Below are 19,126 nucleotides of genomic sequence, written 5' to 3' on the forward strand. Positions count from 1 at the left end.
TACTCTCAAATCGTTCATAAAATAACAAGGGGCACCCTTCAAAAAGGTGCCCCTTCCTTTTATTTCGTAAACTGCGCCTCTTCTGTAGATCCTTTTAATGCTGTCGTTGATGACGTACCGCCTGTAATGACTTGTGCTACTTCATCAAAGTAACCTGTTCCTACTTCGCGTTGATGACGCGTTGCAGAGTAACCGTGTTTTTCAGCCGCAAATTCTGCTTGTTGTAACTCAGAGTACGCTGCCATGCCGCGCTCTTTATAGCCACGTGCTAATTCAAACATGCCATAGTTTAATGAGTGGAATCCAGCTAGTGTTACGAACTGGAACTTATAACCGTAAGACGCGATTTCTTTTTGGAAGCTCGCAATTGTTTTTTCATCTAATTTTTGTTTCCAGTTAAATGAAGGTGAACAGTTGTAAGCAAGTAGCTTTCCTGGATGCTCCTTATGAATTGCGTCCGCAAATCGTTTCGCATCTTCTAAATTTGGTTCAGACGTTTCGCACCAAACGAGATCTGCATAAGGAGCATATGCTAAACCACGTGCAATTGCTTGATCAAGACCTGCTTTCGTACGGTAAAACCCTTCTGGTGTTCTTTCTCCTGTAATAAACTCTTTATCAACTGGGTCGATATCACTCGTAATTAAATCTGCCGCATCCGCATCTGTTCTTGCAACGATAATTGTTGGCACGCCCATTACGTCTGCCGCAAGGCGTGCGGAAATTAAATTGCGCACCGCTGTTTGCGTCGGTAGTAATACTTTTCCGCCTAAATGACCACATTTTTTCTCTGAAGATAATTGATCTTCAAAGTGTACGCCTGATGCACCCGCTTCAATCATACCTTTCATAAGTTCAAATACGTTTAATTGTCCGCCAAACCCAGCTTCTGCATCTGCAACGATTGGTACAAAATAATCTGTATCTCCGCTTCCTTCCATATGCTGAATTTGATCCGCACGTTGAAGCGTTTGATTAATTCGTTTTACTACAGCAGGTACGCTGTTCGCTGGATATAAACTTTGGTCTGGATACATATGTCCAGAAAGGTTTGCATCAGCTGCTACTTGCCAACCGCTTAAATAAATTGCTTTTAACCCTGCTTTTACTTGTTGCATCGCTTGGTTTCCTGTTAATGCGCCAAGTGCGTTAATATAATCTTCCTTATGAAGTGACTCCCAAAGCTTTTCTGCACCGCGGCGCGCTAATGTATGCTCAATATCAATCGATCCGCGCAGACGAATTACATCCTCCGCTGAATATGGACGTGTGATCCCTTTCCAACGCTTATCTAATTCCCAGCTTTCTTGTAATTTCTCGATTCTTTCGTTTTTCATATGTTCCATCCCCTTTTCGTTTTATAAAATTTCATAACCCGGTAATGTTAAAAATGGTACGAATTCATCATTTCGAACGAGATTTGTAAATAACGTTGTTGCCTCTTTAAATCTCCCTTTCTTAAAGGCTTCCTTACCAATCTCTCTTTCTATTTTTGCTAACTCTTCTTCTTTTAGCTCTTCCATTAATGCAAGCGTAATATTACGGCCATCATGTAACTTTCCACCTTCATGGCGAATCCATTGCCATACTTGTGCCCTAGAAATTTCCGCTGTTGCCGCATCTTCCATTAAGTTATAAATTGGTGCTGCTCCCCGTCCGCTTAACCAAGATGCAATATATTGAATACCTACGCTAATATTCGTACGAAGACCCTCTTCTGTAATCGTTCCCACCGGCACTTCTAATAAATCTTTTTCTGTAACATGTATTTCTTCACGTTTCCTAAAAATTTGATTCGGTGTTTTCATAATGTGATTAAATACTTCCATCGCAACCGGTACAAGTCCCGGGTGGGCAACCCAAGTCCCGTCATGACCGTCTAAAGCTTCGCGCTCCTTATCAGCACGCACTTTTTCAAAAGCAGCTTCATTTGCTTCCGGATTATTTTTAATCGGAATTTGTGCTGCCATCCCTCCAATAGCCGGTGCATTACGGCGATGACATGTTTGAATTACTTTTAACGAGTACGTGCGCATAAACGGCGCCGTCATCGTGACTTGCGCTCTATCTGGTAGTAAAAATGCATTATGATTCCGGAAAGCTTTTAAAAAGCTGAAAATATAATCCCAACGTCCGCAGTTTAATCCAGCAGAATGATCTTTTAATTCATACAAAATTTCATCCATTTCAAACGAAGCGTGAATCGTTTCCAGTAACACCGTCGCTTTAATTGTTCCATTTGGAATCCCGATGTATGTTTGAGCAAACACGAATACATCATTCCACAACCTTGCTTCCAAATGACTTTCCATTTTCGGTAAGTAGAAATATGGGCCGCTCCCTTTTGCTAAAAGAGCTTTCGCATTATGGAAAAAATACAGTCCGAAATCTACTAAGCTACCAGACATATTTTGTCCGTCAACTTTCATATGTTTTTCTTCTAAATGCCATCCTCTTGGACGTACGATAAGTACTGCTGTTTTATCATTTAATCTATATTCTTTTCCTTTATCATTCTCATATGAAATCGTTCCCTTTACTGCATCTCGTAAGTTCAGTTGACCTTCCACCGCATTTTCCCAAGTTGGTGAATTCGAATCTTCAAAATCCGCCATAAAAAGATGCGCTCCTGAATTCAAGGCGTTAATAACCATCTTTCTATCTACCGGTCCAGTAATCTCTACGCGGCGATCCTCTAAATCTTTTGGCAGCTTGGCAATCGTCCAATCCGATTCACGAATATGCTTTGTTTCTTCTAAAAACTTTGGAAACTTTCCTGCATCAATTCGTTTTTGTTTCTCTACACGCTTTTGTAAAAGTTCTATGCGGCGCTCATTAAAATTTTCATGCAGTTTCTTTAAAAACTTAAGCGCCTCAGGTGTCAATATTTCGTTGTACGCTGGTAACATTTCTCCTACGAGTGTAACCCGTGAAGTTTGCGTCGACATATTAGCATCCCCTTCTTAAACTGTTTTATAACAGATTTGATTTCATGTTTTATATTATATAACAAATCTTCAGAAAAGGAAGTTTTTTTTGAAAATTCATTTCATTTTTTTCCAAAACGCGATGATTCCGCGCTTTATTCCATACAAAAAAGGCCGCTGTTATACAACAACGACCTTTTTGTATGATTCTACTTTCATTTATTAAACTTTATTGTTGCCCTGCTTCTTTCACCTTCTGCAACATTGTTTTATATAAAAACTGTGCGTATTGTTCTCTCGTTACTTTCATAGACGGGCCAAATTTATTTTCTCCGATTCCCGCTGTAATATTATTTGTTTGGATTGCACTAATTGCGTTTTTTGCCCATGAATCTGCTGCAACATCATTAAACGTATGAGGTCCCTTTGCCTGTAAGTCAAAAGCATTCGTAAGAACTTGCGCCATTTCTGCACGCGTTAACGTCGCCTTCGGTCTAAAGTTTCCATGCTCGTCTCCCATGAAAATTTCCAGTTCCGTTAAAGCCAATATTTCCTCGATAAAGTTTGTCGAGTTTTCATCGATATCTTCATATGGGTTTTCATATTCATCTTGTTCTTCTATATCAAACACACGATAAATTAAAGCTGCCACTTGCTCACGTGTTACATCATCCCCAAAACCAAATATGTCATTTCCATATCCAAAGATAATTTCATTTGCCGCTAAACTATGAATCGCTTCATATGACCAATGTCCTTCTGGTACATCTTTAAATACAATTGTATTTGTATTTTGTAGCGGTGCACTTTCCGCTTTTACATAATTACTCTCTGCTGAGAATAACACCCCACCCATAATTGTTAATGCTGTAGCTGTTTTTAATAATTTTTTGCTCATGAAATTATCTCCCCAATATGCATATGTTTTTTTAAAAATATACAGAAAAAACGGTATAGCAACAATATATTTTTCGACAAAATTCGTGACATTTTTGTGAATCATATTACACATCATTTCTTTTTTATGAGGTTGATTATCAAGCTTATGTACAACAATAAACATACATATTAACGGATAATTATTCCTTTTTAAACAAACAAAAAAGCACAAATATTTCTATTTGTGCTTTCCTATTTCACTCTATTTCCAGTCCTCTTTCAAATGATAATTAATAATCGCATTGTTTATAAACTGTGCATATTGTGCTCTCGGTACAAAGGAATTTAATTCATACATACCGTTTCCAGTTCCTGTAACAACTTGATTAGATTGCAGTGCACTAATTGCCTCTTCTGCCCAATGTCCTTTCGGTACATCTTTAAATGTATGCTTTTGTTTCGCTTCGAAAGTATATGCCTTTTGAAGTACTACTGCCATTTCAGCTCGAGAAATGGGTGCTTTCGGTCTAAAGTTTCCGTTTGTATCACCTTTAAAAACACCACGTTTTGTTAACGCTAAAATTTCCTTCTTGAAACTAGTAGAACTTTCAGAAATATCTTTGTATGGATTCGCTACTGCTCCTTCATCTTTCATTTCAAGAGTTTTGTAAATAACGCCTGCCACTTGTTCACGTGTTGTAAGATCGTTAACACCATACTTTCCATTTCCATACCCAACTATAATTTTATTATAAGCTAAATCTAAAATAGCATCATATGCCCAAAATCCGTATGGAACATCATCAAATACAATCATTTCCGGATACTCTTCCGCTTTTACAGGCGCCACATTCGTTCCTGCAAATATACCTCCTACCATTGTCGCAATCATCATTACACCCAATATTTTTTTCTTCATTGTCCTCTCTCCCTATTTCTATTTATATTAAATAGAAAAATAATTGATAATACGAAGCATTGAACTTCATTGTTTCAGGAGTACTAAATTGATGGTGAATGTAAGATAAAATGCCAATCTTCTAGAAGAAACATTTTGACTACCTTTTTGCTTTATACCTCCTTCTTTCTTTTTCAAAAGGAAGTTGTCACATCTTAGGTGTTATATAATAAAATATTCTACAATCTCTTTGTGAACTCCTTTGCATTTTTAAATTTCACTTTATCGACACAAAAAGCGAAAAAAAGTGAATTATGTTGCGCTCGTATTCACCGATAGATCCTTCTCTGTTCCCTTGCGAAACGTTAGTGCCATCCCTACGAATATAAGAACAATCCCTACTACTTGCATGCTAGTCGGTCTAAATCCGGTAAAGACTGTGTCTAATAGTATTGCAACAGCAGGGTCTAAAAATACGAGTACAGAAATGAGTCTCGTCGATAAATCTCTTAAGCTGTCAAAAAATAAATAATATACAAACCCAGTATGTATAAGCCCTGTCGCTGTGATCATCATCCAGTTCATCTCTGTTAATCCTTGAAATTTCCCGAAATCTACGAATGGTAGCAATAAAAAAATACCTAAAAATGTTTGTAAAAATGTCATTGCATATGCGCTCGTATGCTTGATTCCTTTCCCTAGTAAAGTAGTAAAAGCATAGAATAACGCCGCAAGTAGTGCCCATACCATTCCAGATGACATGAGTTTCTCGAGCGACACACTTCCATCTACTCCAGCTACTAAAACTGTACCGAAGAAACAGATAGCAATCGACATGACCGCAAATATTGTTAACTTCTCTTTAAATACGATACTCCCAATCATTAATACGATAATTGGAGCAAGATGGTAGACAGAAATCGCAATGGTAATTGACATAACTTCAAACGCTTTAAATAGAAATACCCAGTTAAAAACGAGAAATACGCCGCACGCTAATATTTGCACGATCTCTTTTTTATTCCATTTTTCATTTTTATATTGTCCTGTTACGAACCAACATAAAGTTAAAAATAAAGTAGCACAAATACAACGAACGAATACTAATTCAAACGACGGTAAACCCGTTTGGACAGAAAAAAATCCAATCGATCCGAAAATAGACATCGAAAGAATCATTTTGATAGCCGGCATTGATTTTGAATGAAACAAAATATTAACCTCCTAAACATTTCACTGAATATTCTTTTTATTATACACTATAATTTTCCAAAACTCGAATATGCCATAATAAAAAGAAGCAGTACACTACTGCTTCTTCGTTTTTTCATATTGTTCAAACGTATGAATTCTTTCAAAAATTGGTGGGTGTGTGTATAAGAAAAATTTCACTAACGCAGGTGGATTCACTTGGCTTAAGCTTGTTTTTGATAAATATTGAAATGTTTTCACACCAGATTTCCCGTCCTTCGTCATATTTAAAGCATATTGATCCGCCGCGCGTTCTTCTATACGTGAAACATAGTTTGTTGCTGGTTGTGACGCGAAGGATAGTACAGAAGAAATTAAGAAAAATAAAGGTAAAATTGAGAAACATGCCACTTTTGAAATTTGCAGCGTATCTCCCCATTTTCGAATACACATATTTATAATACGACTAATGAGATACATACCTATAAACGATAGCAACACATAACTCGCAACGCCCCAATATATATGTTTCATAACATAATGCCCCATTTCATGGGCCATTATAAATAAAATCTCTTTATCTTTTAATTGCTTAAGCGTTGTATCCCACATTACAATACGGGCGTTAGGGCCAATTCCTGTTACGTATGCATTTAACGCATTCGTTTTTTTCGACATATTTACTTCATATACATGTTTAGCAGGAATGTCAGCTTTGTCTGCTATCGCTAAAATTTTCGTTTCTAATTCTTTATTTTTCAGCGTCGAGAAGTCGTTATACAGTGGATCAATAACGACAGGCTGTATGAATGTTAAAAAGATTGTAAACGGAACAGAGAGTGCCCACCCTGCTACCCACCATCTCTTCGGGAATTTACGGATAAGCCATAGAAGAACCGTAACTACGATTAACATCGTCGCATAACTCTCCCAAAAACCGATAACATGATCTTTTATCCAGCTTTGTGTACTTTGCGTTGAAATGCCGTAATCAACGGATACTTTACGGCTAATCCATTGCATCGGCAGAGCAAGAACTGTAGTAAGTAATGATAAATAAAAGAAATAAATCGCAACTTGTAAAACACTTATTTTCGTCGTTTCCTTCGACCATTTCTCAAACTTTCTTGAAACACCGAGCACAAGAACAAATAATAAAATAATCCATTCAAGAGGCGTCGCTAAAAAGTACAGTAAATTTTTCACGCGCGAATAATCTTGGCTTAGCGTAAGCTCTCTTGCATTCATAAAAGTTTCTGGATCTGCACTCGTTCCTTTATACATCTCCGGAATGAGTTCATGATTCCATCCAAATAAATACCAATATATAAGTAACGCAAATCCAACGTACAAAAAAAGCGACCACCCAATAACTTTCCTCACGCTATTCCCTCCTCTATGCTGCCTGTCTATTATTATTGTAAGTTCGTACATGCTAAATTAGAACAAGCTAATGGTATAAAAAAACTCTTCTACATAAGAAGAGTTTCGCCTACCTGTATACACTCTATTCAGTTAGAAACACACCCGCATACTTATTAAAACAAGTGCTCTTCTTAAGGTAGAACCTCTATTAACAAACTAAAATCATGTAAAGAAAAAGAACTATATTTCATAATACCTTGCACAGCTAAAAGTAAAATAAGACCGATCACACACATATAGTTAATACTTTCTTCACTCTTTTTTTCAGTAACTATTCCGCCACTTATACATAAAATCCCTAATAAATGGAGCGCTAAATACATGAAAAAGTAAGCTTCTTCCCAGCGAAGAATAACATTTCCTGTCGTTATTAGCACTATACTAAGTAAAATCAAATAAAAAAACTTATTTGATGATATCGTTTCATTCATGTAATTTTATACATTCCTTTCAAATTTCGAATTAATGATGTTTCAAAGCTATAACGTAAATGATTGTTTTCATACTATAAAACAAAAGGAAAGCCACTATTACTTTCTCGAATACTGTATGAACCCACATATACTTCTCTTCATTTTTTTTGAAGATGCGCTTCATCATTTCTTCTACAATTAAACCAAATATTAGTAAAACCCCTAACACAATAAGAAGAGAAATAATATTTTCTTTTAAATGAGTACTAGAAAATAAGTAATACTCTGGAAACACAATCGTATCTACTACAGGTTGCACCCAATGACACACGCTTTTATCACACATATCTGTAAGAGACGTAGCATCTATAATGTCTTTCAATATTTTTTCAATCGTCTTCTTCATTTCATTTACTCCCCACTACGTCTGAAAAGCTTTTTTCCTGCTCTCCATATATAACTGGAACTTCTTTACTCCAATATTTGCGGTTAACAAATAAAAAGATGAGTACTAAATTTAATCCTGTTATAAAAATTATAAGTCCTGGGAAAAACGTCGTGTAGTTTGAGAAATCTGCAAAACTCATGATTTTTTCCCTACTTACTAGAAACGAAGCACCGATTACAAATGCATTGTTTAACATATGGATCGCAATTGGCATGAGTAAGCTTTTCGTACGAATATATACAATGGATAATACGATGCTAAATAAGGCCGCACCGAGGAAATCGACATGTAACATTGCAAATAAAAATGCGACTGCAATCATCGCTATACTCGTTCCCCATTTTGCAGCAAAGCGCTGCAGTAAAAATCCGCGAAATACAAACTCCCCAATAATTGGTGCGATAAATACGACCATAATAAATTGATATACATATCCCCCGGCACTATCTACAATTGGTTCATGCAAAGCGTTCATAATAAAATCTGGTGTAATCCATGCAAAGCTGTACATGTACAAAATGAGATAACCGTAACTGAACATGCATAATATAATCGTTATGTAAAAAACTTGCACCAAGTTAAATGTTTCATTTTTATTAATAAAACATGCAAATGAAACACGGTGTTTTCTATACTCATAAAAAATCCATGTAATCGGAAGGATATAGAATATACAAATATTTATGAAAGAAGAATTTTGTATATGAAATGTACTTTCTAGCAATTCCCCACTACTTCTCGCTACTAAAGTTAATAGTGCAAATACAATTAAAAAATATCTAGCTCGCATCATTTGAAACGGATTCACACTCATCTCCTCCCCTATGTTACTTTTATCATATCATTTGATTCTTAATTTTTTGTGAAAGAAAACCTTAAAATTTCCTTAAAAATTCCATAAGTTACAAAATGATGGTATGATATTCGAGGAAATTAGGAGGGATTCTTATGTATGAAGCAAATATTTTACTCGTTGATGACGAAACAGCAATATTACAACTACTAACTACCATTCTTGAAAAAGAAGGTTTTTCTCATATTACAACTGCTACTTCAGCGGAAATGGCTTTATCTCTCACTGGGCAACACAACTACGATTTAATCATTTTAGATGTCATGCTTCCTGGACAATCTGGTTTTGATATTTGTCCAATCATTCGCCAACAAACAGATTGTCCAATTTTCTTCTTATCAGCGAAAGCGTCCGATTTAGATAAAATATCTGGTTTTTCATACGGTGCAGATGATTATATTACGAAGCCATTTAATCCACTAGAAGTAGTAGCACGTATAAAAGCGCAACTTCGAAGACATATGAAACAAGCAGTACCACACGAACAAAAAGCACACTCCAGTTCATTTGGCAGATTTGAAATTGATCGATATTCCGCAGAACTTACAGTAGGTGGACATGTTGTCGAATGTTCCGCCCAGCTATTTCAGCTATTACTCTTCTTTTGCGAGAATCCGAACTATGTATTTTCGAAGGAAGAAATATACGAAAAAGTTTGGGGAGCACCTGCCTACAATGGCGATGACAATACCGTTATGGTCCACATTCGAAAACTACGTGAAAAAATTGAACAAGACCCAAGTAAACCAGAATATATAAAAACTGTGCGCGGACTTGGCTATAAGTTCATTACAAAGTAGGGTGACGATATGAACTTTAATAAACGACTTATTATCCAGTTTATTCTGCAACACGTATTTGTTTTGGTTACACTATTGATAGCTGTAGTAGCTGCTTTCACTTATTTAATTTTTCTTGTTACGAGTACTTCATACGAACCGAACATTCCAGATTCTGATAATTTTATGATTTCAAGATATATCTCTTCAGAAGATGGCGATATTTCGTTAAAAACTGAAGTAAAAGACTTAATTAAAGAGAAAAATGATTGGATTCAAATTGTGGCGGAAAACGGAAAAGTTCTCTATCACTTTAATACGCCTAGTGACGTACCAACATCTTATACGAAAGTATCATTATTCTCATATATACAGAATCATATAGAAAGCCCTTATACATTTACATATTGGGAAATTGAATTAGAAGAAAAAAACGTACTTGTTATTTACGGCGGTACGTTAAAAAGCAATGGATTACTGAAATCACTCCAGAAAGAGCACCCTTCTGTATCTACGGATACATTCACATTAACAGAAGAAGAAAAACAGTTACTTTCTAAAGAAAAAGCAACGCTTCAAATCTTTAATAGTGGCGGCGAAGAAGTATTCTCCTATCCAAATGGAAAGAAAAAAACGTTTTCTGCCATACAAGCTGCTCTTAACGCAAAAGAACCGTGGAATCATAAAGAAAACACGTCTAGCTTTTACGATGCAAATAGCGGTCTTCTTCTCGTTGTAACTGCCAAAAACGAGCACTACTACCCAGATGATGAAATAGAAGATGTATTTGCTAAAAAGTTTCTAATCGGATGCGGATTAATCCTGCTTATCGTATTTGTTTATTTAGTCATTCTTTCTATTTGGTACGGTAATAAATTTGGAAAACCGTTATTGCATGCAATGCGCTGGCTTAAGAATATAGCTGGTGGAAAGTACGAAGAACCTGTTAGTAAAAAAGGGAAACCTGTCAGGTTCCGGCGATCCGGTAAAGAAAAATGGTCATTCCGCTTATTTAGTGATGTTACAAATTCACTAGAGCATCTTTCTATTACACTTAAAAAAAATGATGCAATGAGGCAAGTACTGCAGCAAACACGTGAAGAATGGATTACCGGTCTCACACATGATTTAAAAACGCCACTTAGCTCTATATATGGCTACGCATTATTACTAGAATCACAGCAGTACAACTGGACTGATCGCGACATTCAACAATTCGGCAGCGTTATGAAAGAGAAATCTCGATATATGACGACATTAATTGATGACTTAAGCTTAACGTATCAATTAAAAAATAACAGTCTTCCTGCGCAGCACGTAAATATTGAAATGAATCAATTCGTCCAAAAAGTATTATTACAATTCATTAATAATCCGACACTTCAAAATCAAAATATTGAATTCGTACCAAGCTCAAACAAAATTCAATATTTTATTGAAGAAAAATGGTTCCAGCGTATTATCGAAAACTTACTCGCAAACGCTATAAAACATAATAATGAGACGACGAATGTAATCGTAAACCTTTCACAAAACGAAAATTTCTTTACACTATCTATTTCGGATAACGGAAAAGGCATGGATGAAAAAACGAAAGAACTTCTATTTGAAAGATATTACAGGGGAACAAATACAGAAGAAAGCAACATCGGAACTGGACTTGGACTCGCTATTACAAAACAGCTCGTTCATGCTCATAACGGGACAATCTCCGTTGAAAGTGAAATTGGAAAAGGAACGACGATTATTCTTGTATTTCCGTTTCGTTCATAGAAAAGGCGCTGTGTGGTGCCTTTTCTTTTTTCTATTCTGGGAGAGTTCAGCGATAAATGAAATTATGTAGACCATCTTTCTGAGTTACTTTAGCGGTATATGAAATTACATCGGCGATTTTCTAAATATATCGACTTACCGACAAAAACCGACAACACTACCTACTTTCCCTGCTATACAAAGTAAAAATAACCTTTCATAACTCACTATGAAAGGTCACTCCATATTTCAGCTATTTCCCTACTAACACAAACACATTCTCATCAGGCGCTTCCATTACCGCAACGTGTCCTGATTCTGTTGGAAATGGTTCACGAATCCATTTTACATCTTTATTATCTTTTAAACTTTCATACATTTGTTGCACATCTTCTACCAATACTTCGACTTCCATAAAATTAATATCCGGATGATTGCTTATTACTAACTCCGAACTTTTCTCATCTGGAAACTTCAATCCTATTAATGTCCAAATAGCTCCTTCTTCTAATTCTCTTTCTATAACCCAGTTTTGCTCCATTCCCATTTCTTTATAAAAAGAAACTGATCTTTCTATATCCTTCGTATGTATAGATACACATTCTAGCTTTTTGAACATCTTTCCATTTCCCCCTTTATGAAAAAGCGAACCATCTCCCAATGATTCGCTCTTACCCTATTATTTTTTCTTCACCGGTATCCAAAGCTCTACTTGTGCAAACTCACTCTTATCTTCGTGGCAACGCTCATCGTACAGTTCAAACTCTGTCACGCCGCAATGTTCATAGCCTGAATGCGGGAACCATTCTGAGAATACTGCATTCCACGTTTGGTGAATAGACGATACCATTTCTTCATGAGGAACTTTCGGTGTTGTAAATACGGCATATGTTGCTGCTGGGAAAGTACGCTTTGCAACTTCATTTGGTACATTTTCAAAGTCTGTAACTTCCATTCCGATAATATAAGTGAAGTCTCCTTTTTCTAAATTAAAATCTGTACATAATCCAAGCTCTACCCATTGGCTCGTATCTTTACGATTCGGAATTGTTGTTCCAAGATCTTTTTGTAAATATTCTTGCCAAAATACTGGAATGTCTTGATGGTTCTTCCCTTCTTTACTTGTCGTCTTCAGTTCATAACCCGCCACTAAAAATTCTGGTTTATTTACAATACGATATTCCATTTGTATGCCCCCTAAATACGGATTTAATTTTCTTTGCTTTACATTCACGCTGTAATACATCGGTGTTTCGATTTCTTGTTTTCGATATTCACTCGGTGTCATTTGAAATAATTTTTTAAAGGCTCTCGTGAACGTTTCGTGAGATTGAAAGCCATGCTCAAATGCGATATCAATAACTTTTTCATCCGTATGAGAAAGTTGATAAGCTGCCCGGGCTAACCTCCTCTTTCGAACATACTCCATTACTGTATCACCTACTAACGCCTGAAATACACGATGAAAATGCGACTCAGAAAAACCTGCAATGCGAGCTAAATTACGCAGCGTCTGTTTTTCCATTACATCTTCCTCAATATAATCAATTGACCTTTGAATTTGTGTTTCATAGCTTTCCATCTCTGTTCACCCGCCTTATATGTATTATGATAAAAGAGAACGCAATCCAATTCTTGACGTTTTTTACTATAATTTTAAAAACAAATGTAACTTTTTTATATGTATTTCGTTGTTATGTATGAAGGGAGGGAAATTAGTGAAACGCAACCAATCATTAGAAGACATTTATTCAGATCATATGCATGATTTATTTCGCTATCTTCTCTCCCTAACCGGAGATTCTCACTGTGCGGAAGATCTCATGCAGGAAACATTTTACCGCATGCTTGTCCATATTGATTATTACAAAGGCGAAGAAATTAGGCCGTGGTTATTTACAATTGCCTACAACGCCTTTATCGATTGGTATCGAAAAGAGAAAAAATATAAAACAACAAAAGTGGAAGAATTCCATTTACCAAACGTGCCCAGTACAGAACATGAATATTTCGTAAAACATGAGATTGCTAGTTGGTTAGACAGTTTATCTTCTCTTCCACTCGAAAGACGAAATGTCCTACTACTACGAGATTACTACGGATTCGCCTATAAGGAAATAGCAGAAATGACCGGTCTCTCATTAGCGAAAGTGAAAATTGAATTACACCGCGGACGGAAAGAAACAAGAAACATAGAGGAGTGATACAGATGGGTTGTGCAGCATTTAAAAAACTATGGGAAAAATATGAAAAAGGAACACTCACACGTGATGAACAAGAAGAATTAGAAAGTCATATAGAAACTTGTGAGGAATGTGAAGTGTATTTGGATGAATTGCTTACGAAGAGTGAGCCGATCAAGAAAAGACTACCACCACAAAATCTTAATGTCCCGTTTTGGAAAATAAAGTGGAAACAGCGTTGGCAAACTGTTAGTTTTGTCCTTGCGGTTTGTATAGCAATCTATTTTGTCGAGCATTTTTCATCTTCTCTTTACTTCAATAATATGAAAAAGTTAGCTGAAGTAAATGAGATTCCAGCACTCGCACTAGAAGCAACAATTCCAAATAGTCGTTCCACTGGAGGCAGTACAAAAATCAAACCCTTTTTCCGTACAGAAAATGAAACGAATTTAGTTAAAACTGTCGGCAAAAAAGAAGTTCAATTCGGTACAGTAACAACGAAAAGCTTCTTATCGTCTGTAACTGCTACAAATAAATCCTGGGCAAACAAATTGAATTACTCTAAACTTTCCTTTGTTCATCCGAAAATAAAGCAAGGTGATCATTTGAAAGAACCATCTAAAAAAGTGTGGGATACACTTGCAAAAGTACATGAGGGAACCGTTGCAGAAGTAGCGATATCTTTTGACAAACCTTACACTTTACAAGAATTAGAATCCATTCTATATAGCACATTTGAAGCACAAGAAATGCCACCAACTCCTGTATGGTACGCTTTAGACACAGGACAAGAGAGAATAGATGAGGAAGATTTCATCCTACATGGCGGAGAGGTTATCGGATTTCCAGAACATATAAACCTCCCTGATAGTGAAGCAGAACGACCGAAGACAAAAGAAGATGAGGTAATCGAAATGATGCGCATTCTTTCTGAGCATAAAAAAACTGTAAGTAAAACTACTTGGACTCCTGAAAAAGAGCTGAACTTAGATAAGCGTTATGAGTATGTAAAAGAGAACGGTGTAAAAGTATACGGGATCGTCATTACCGGACCATCGAAAGAGTTATTAAAATTACAAAACTCGCCTCACGTTCGTTATGCGACTCTTGGAGATATTGAGGTTTGGAATTGGTTTGATTATTAACAGCGAAAAGGTGTCATCATAATTGATGACACCTTTTCCTTTCCATTAATCCGAAATCACTTTCACATACGTCCCTCTCACCGCTTTTTCATAAACTGTATCACTCATCTGTCTTATGTTTTCTGACACGACAGACGATGGAACAACTTCCCCGGCGCGACATACCGGCGGATCAATAAGGCGTACTTTATTTTTCTGATACAAATCATAATCGTTTCTATCTTCTTTTACTTCTACATTTGGATGAACTTTTCTTAATAAAGCTTCCACTTCTAGATCGTTACATCGCTGTAATTTCACTATAAGCTCGTCATCTTCAAGAAGGAAATCGTCTGCATGAATGACCTTTTTATGAAGAGCCAACTTTAACGTTTTCGCTAACATATCATTTCCGTATATATTCATTGGCTTCATAAAGAAATCAATTACCTCTTTGTAATACGTTTTTGTAAACCATTCTGCAATTTCGATATTTTGAAGCACCATTTTCCCGTCCACTTCGATGACATCCTCTAAAAAGCTATGAACCTCTTCCAAAGAAATATATCCGTATGTATACATATCTCGTAACGTATAATCCACTCGGTCTGCACATAATTCTGGCGCGGACCTTTCGAGTAACGTCCACTTCGAATCATCTAACAAAATATCTTCATAGTCATAGCCATGCTTCGCAAGAATCGCTGGAATTTCTGAATTTTTCACAACCGAGCTAAATATCTCTTCATGATAACTTTCATTGTCGTTATCAAAAACGTAATCAATCACATGAGAAAAAGCAGTATGCGATACGTCATGCAGTAACCCCGCAATTTGTTCTTCTACTGAACCACCAAGTTTTTTAATTAACAACATAGCACCAACTGAATGATCAAAACGCATTACATTCCACTTCTCGTTCATTAAGTAACTCGCTCCGTTTTGATGAATGCCTTTCAATCTTTGCACAGGCTTACTTACAATCAACTCTTCTAACACTTGATCTATTTCAAATTCTCCGTATAGTACATCTGATATAAGCACTTATAATCCCCCTTTATTTCAGCCGCGTTTTATAATCGTACCTCTTTTATAAAATTGACATCAACACAAATGATAATCCTGAATATTTCGATATTTTTTAAATGTTGTATATTATACATGTCTGTTATTTGTTTTAATTCATTTGTTTTTATTGAGTAATTCTTATGTGGAGGCTTTTTTTATTGAAAAATATGGGGACTTTCATTTCTATCAAGCTAAGATATTAAAGTATCCTAAAAAGAAAATTTTATCTCTTCATAGTTGTCCATGGGAATTCAGTTCGTTTTTTTATTTTTAGAAACAATGTACTTCTTAACTTGATGGCGAGTTCCTTTTTTCTTCCACTCCGATTATACCTATTGAATTTTCTTCTCTCTTATCTCATGCCAGCCACACTCTCTCCAAATAATTTTTAAATAGAAACATGGATAGACTAATAAATATAAATTAGGAATCCACCAAGAAATATCGAAATCTAAACGGATTGTCCAAAATGCTAGAGCTTGTAACCCTGAACAAAAAGTTAAAATTAATGATACGAACGCAAAATGGCTCCAAATAGGATTTTGTTTAAAGTGCAAATACAAACTTAAAAATCCCGTCAACGAGATTAATAAATCTAAAGGTAGAAAAGACCAATTCCATGCTACTAAAATAGGATTTTGATAATCTTTAAACAAATATTCTTGTGGAATCATATGAAAAATTGTTATGAACCAATACATAACGAACCCAATATCAGTAATAAGGAAAAAATATTTTAAACGGTTCAATGTACACGCTCCTCCACTACTTCTTTTTTCTTCTGTTCATGTGCTGCACTATTAAAATTTAAGATTACAACTCCAATTAAAATAAAAAGAATCGCTAGTATCTTAATTACATTGATACTTTCTCCAAAATAAACAAAACCAATTATTGTAATCGTTACAATTCCCATACCTGACCAAACTGCATATGCAACGGACATCTCCATCCCCTTTAATGCGAATGAAAGAAATGAAAAACTTACTACATAAAATACAAAAATAAGAATACTTGGGACAAGTTTCGTTAATCCATCAGATAGTTTCATCGCAGTTGTACCAGCTACTTCAAATAAAATTGCGAAGCATAAATAAATCCACTGCATTATTCTCCCACCTTCTATTTCGAATTGGAAATTCCATACAACAACATGTCCATAATTGATTCAAGCATACTTCCTAATGTATAATCACTCTTTTCAATAAACATAGGATCATATATGCGATTCAGTGCTCCTAAATATACTTCAATAAAAAACGGAACTTGAATTTGTCTAATACTCCCTTCCCTCATTCCCTCCTCTATTAACCGTATTACAGTAGACCAACCTTCACGTAAAAATCGATCTAATTTCAACCATTGATTATAATGGTGTTTTTTTAGTTCTGCTAATAAACGTGCATCCATGAATTTAAATTGTTGTGGAATACAAATTAAAATACTTCTTATTTTTTCAACTGTTTGTAACGTATCATCTTCAGCGATATTTTTTTCCTTTTCTTGAATACTTTCTATAACATTGAGAATAACCTCATCTACTATCTCATCTTTTGAAGAGTAGTGTTCATAGATTGTCCTCTTACTCACAGCTAATTGTTTTGCCAAGTCACTAATTGTAAATGTAAATCCCTTCGTTTGAATTTGATAAATTGTTTCTGTTAATATTCTTTGTTTCATAATCCGCCCCCTAAACCTTTGGTACCCAATTAGTTTTATTGGTACCATTTTATTTTACAATATTTAACACTTTCTGCACAACTAGTATTTCACAAACTCTCTTTTATGTAACGAATTAAAATCGCATCTGTTAGTTCTCCTAGTTCAGCTATTTAATATCTCAATCGTCGTTTCAAAAAACTAAAAAATAGTAAAACATAAGATTACTGAGACGATAAAGGTGCATTTATAGTATCTTGATCACATAAATTTAAGAAATTAGATGCAAAAAGTAAAAAACTATATGCGCAGTTACAATTTGTTTATACAGAGGTCTATAAAAAATAAGGGGGCATACCTGACTGTTCAACAATCCGGTTAATTTGCAGGAGCATGCTGATACATGAAGCTCTAGATAAAGTTAAACACAACTCTATATTTTTTTAGAAATTACGTCGCATACTTTTAGCAATTTGATAACATAAGTATATTATTGAATTTCGTCAAAAAATATTGCCTAAATAATGATAGGTACAATACAGCAAACGAAGCCACTTGGAAACTAATTTATAATTATAGTATGAAAGGTCGGATAACTATGAGTAGTTATTTTTCAAAAGCGGGGAAGTTAATTGGCTGGATAATTATGCTTATTATTTTTCTTTCAGCTCTTTGGCTTATATGGACTGGAGAAACAAACATTCGTTATAGTGGGGATCATAAGGGCACGATGCCTTTTTGGAACAAGTGGATCCCTGTTATTGTCGGTATACTCCTTGTCCGTTTCTTACCATTTCATCATAAAAACTATAATCCCCTTCAACAGTCTGAACCAAGGCGCATCATGATTCAAACTATTGTCTTATTGTTGAGTGGGTCCCTCTTCACAATTAGTCTTCTCACCACGAACCTTGAAGGAATGGCATTACAATTGTGGTTTATTATATTTAAAATTATTTTATTATTATTCACCCCATTAATGCTTATTTTGTTTTATAAAAGTAACCGCAAAAAAGAGCGACCAAAATCTGTAAAATCAATAGAAAATAATAGATGGTATCGTTTTACACCGCTTATTGTCATTATAATCTGGGGTTACTTTAACTTCTTTTCTACATTCTCTACACAATTTGTTTCAGCGAGAATGGAACCCACGGTTTTACTCTTAATCTTACTCGTAGGGTTTCTTATAAATAGTGTACTTGAAGAGATTTTTTATAGGGTCTGGCTGCAAACACGTTTGGAATTATTACTAGGTACTTGGCCGGCTATTCTTCTTACATCATTATTATGGGCGAGCTGGCATATCGCATTACACGGCTCTGGTCATTGGGATATTGATACAGCTACGGTTATTGTGAACCATGGTATCGTAGGTCTATTCCTTGGATATTTGTGGACACGTTATCGCAAGGTATGGGCAATTATTATTGTACATGGACTAATTAATGCACATCCACTACAACTAATTGAGATTATATTCAAGTAAAGGGCGCGATTGCGAACTAAAAAATAAAAAGAACTATA

Annotated in this window: 20 protein-coding genes; 5 read left to right on the plus strand and 15 right to left on the minus strand. The window is 35.5% G+C overall.

Annotated features, from left to right (window positions below; translation table 11 throughout):
- Positions 1–59 precede the first annotated feature (59 nt).
- The 9 genes from aceA to EUC40_RS20260 all read right to left on the minus strand — a co-directional run bounded on the left by aceA (position 60) and on the right by EUC40_RS20260 (position 8,989).
- On the minus strand, positions 60–1,337 hold the full coding sequence (gene aceA / locus EUC40_RS20220; protein WP_071711109.1) for an isocitrate lyase: 1,278 nt from the start codon (positions 1,335–1,337) through the stop codon (positions 60–62).
- Between the two features lie 21 nt (positions 1,338–1,358).
- A complete protein-coding gene (gene aceB / locus EUC40_RS20225; protein ID WP_156576383.1) occupies positions 1,359–2,948 on the minus strand; it encodes a malate synthase A in 1,590 nt (529 codons plus the stop codon).
- A gap of 208 nt (positions 2,949–3,156) precedes the next feature.
- A complete protein-coding gene (locus tag EUC40_RS20230; RefSeq protein WP_156576965.1) occupies positions 3,157–3,939 on the minus strand; it encodes an S-layer homology domain-containing protein in 783 nt (260 codons plus the stop codon).
- Positions 3,940–4,068: 129 nt separating this feature from the next.
- Positions 4,069–4,725: an S-layer homology domain-containing protein gene (locus EUC40_RS20235; protein ID WP_151626473.1), complete on the minus strand. Its 657-nt coding sequence runs from the start codon at positions 4,723–4,725 to the stop codon at positions 4,069–4,071.
- A gap of 291 nt (positions 4,726–5,016) precedes the next feature.
- Positions 5,017–5,916, minus strand: a complete 900-nt coding sequence (locus tag EUC40_RS20240) for a DMT family transporter (RefSeq protein ID WP_084064554.1) — start codon at positions 5,914–5,916, stop codon at positions 5,017–5,019.
- A gap of 96 nt (positions 5,917–6,012) precedes the next feature.
- Positions 6,013–7,278, minus strand: a complete 1,266-nt coding sequence (locus tag EUC40_RS20245; RefSeq protein WP_071711113.1) for a M48 family metallopeptidase — start codon at positions 7,276–7,278, stop codon at positions 6,013–6,015.
- Between the two features lie 173 nt (positions 7,279–7,451).
- A complete protein-coding gene (locus tag EUC40_RS20250; protein ID WP_151626475.1) occupies positions 7,452–7,751 on the minus strand; it encodes a DUF2101 family protein in 300 nt (99 codons plus the stop codon).
- Between the two features lie 31 nt (positions 7,752–7,782).
- On the minus strand, positions 7,783–8,139 hold the full coding sequence (locus EUC40_RS20255) for a hypothetical protein (RefSeq protein ID WP_071711114.1): 357 nt from the start codon (positions 8,137–8,139) through the stop codon (positions 7,783–7,785).
- Between the two features lies 1 nt (position 8,140).
- On the minus strand, positions 8,141–8,989 hold the full coding sequence (locus tag EUC40_RS20260; protein ID WP_156576384.1) for a CPBP family intramembrane glutamic endopeptidase: 849 nt from the start codon (positions 8,987–8,989) through the stop codon (positions 8,141–8,143).
- A gap of 140 nt (positions 8,990–9,129) precedes the next feature.
- On the opposite strand from EUC40_RS20260, the gene EUC40_RS20265 reads away from it, so the two are divergent.
- On the plus strand, positions 9,130–9,834 hold the full coding sequence (locus EUC40_RS20265; protein WP_151626478.1) for a response regulator transcription factor: 705 nt from the start codon (positions 9,130–9,132) through the stop codon (positions 9,832–9,834).
- Between the two features lie 9 nt (positions 9,835–9,843).
- Positions 9,844–11,586: a sensor histidine kinase gene (locus EUC40_RS20270; RefSeq protein ID WP_156576385.1), complete on the plus strand. Its 1,743-nt coding sequence runs from the start codon at positions 9,844–9,846 to the stop codon at positions 11,584–11,586.
- A gap of 232 nt (positions 11,587–11,818) precedes the next feature.
- On the opposite strand, the gene EUC40_RS20275 is transcribed toward EUC40_RS20270, so the two are convergent.
- Together EUC40_RS20275 and EUC40_RS20280 are read right to left on the minus strand one after the other, a co-directional pair.
- Entirely contained in the window at positions 11,819–12,184 is a 366-nt protein-coding gene (locus EUC40_RS20275) for a VOC family protein (protein ID WP_151626480.1), read from the minus strand.
- A 60-nt stretch (positions 12,185–12,244) separates the two neighbouring features.
- Positions 12,245–13,147 (minus strand): AraC family transcriptional regulator, encoded by a 903-nt coding sequence (locus EUC40_RS20280; RefSeq protein ID WP_156576386.1) that lies wholly within the window; start codon positions 13,145–13,147, stop codon positions 12,245–12,247.
- Positions 13,148–13,265: 118 nt separating this feature from the next.
- Between EUC40_RS20280 and EUC40_RS20285 the strand changes: the two genes are divergently transcribed.
- Together EUC40_RS20285 and EUC40_RS20290 are read left to right on the plus strand one after the other, a co-directional pair.
- Positions 13,266–13,769, plus strand: a complete 504-nt coding sequence (locus EUC40_RS20285) for an RNA polymerase sigma factor (protein WP_156576387.1) — start codon at positions 13,266–13,268, stop codon at positions 13,767–13,769.
- A 5-nt stretch (positions 13,770–13,774) separates the two neighbouring features.
- Positions 13,775–14,893 (plus strand): anti-sigma factor, encoded by a 1,119-nt coding sequence (locus EUC40_RS20290; RefSeq protein ID WP_156576388.1) that lies wholly within the window; start codon positions 13,775–13,777, stop codon positions 14,891–14,893.
- A gap of 45 nt (positions 14,894–14,938) precedes the next feature.
- Here the strand turns inward: EUC40_RS20290 and EUC40_RS20295 are convergent, their stop codons facing one another.
- The 4 genes from EUC40_RS20295 to EUC40_RS20310 form a co-directional block, all read right to left on the minus strand.
- The gene (locus EUC40_RS20295; protein ID WP_156576389.1) at positions 14,939–15,916 is read right to left on the minus strand and encodes an HD domain-containing protein; all 978 of its coding nucleotides are present in this window, start codon (positions 15,914–15,916) and stop codon (positions 14,939–14,941) included.
- Between the two features lie 356 nt (positions 15,917–16,272).
- Positions 16,273–16,689 carry a YvaD family protein gene (locus EUC40_RS20300; RefSeq protein ID WP_016093106.1) on the minus strand — a complete coding sequence of 139 codons (417 nt, stop codon included), beginning with the start codon at positions 16,687–16,689 and terminating at the stop codon, positions 16,273–16,275.
- The gene (locus EUC40_RS20305) at positions 16,686–17,048 is read right to left on the minus strand and encodes a DMT family transporter (protein WP_071711123.1); all 363 of its coding nucleotides are present in this window, start codon (positions 17,046–17,048) and stop codon (positions 16,686–16,688) included. The genes EUC40_RS20300 and EUC40_RS20305 overlap by 4 nt, the downstream gene beginning before the upstream one ends.
- A 14-nt stretch (positions 17,049–17,062) precedes the next feature.
- Positions 17,063–17,620, minus strand: a complete 558-nt coding sequence (locus EUC40_RS20310; RefSeq protein ID WP_071711124.1) for a TetR/AcrR family transcriptional regulator — start codon at positions 17,618–17,620, stop codon at positions 17,063–17,065.
- A gap of 577 nt (positions 17,621–18,197) precedes the next feature.
- Between EUC40_RS20310 and EUC40_RS20315 the strand changes: the two genes are divergently transcribed.
- Positions 18,198–19,088 carry a CPBP family intramembrane glutamic endopeptidase gene (locus tag EUC40_RS20315; protein WP_156576390.1) on the plus strand — a complete coding sequence of 297 codons (891 nt, stop codon included), beginning with the start codon at positions 18,198–18,200 and terminating at the stop codon, positions 19,086–19,088.
- Positions 19,089–19,126: the final 38 nt, after the last annotated feature.

Source organism: Bacillus luti, assembly GCF_009739945.1.
Taxonomy (GTDB): Bacteria; Bacillota; Bacilli; order Bacillales; family Bacillaceae_G; genus Bacillus_A; species Bacillus_A luti.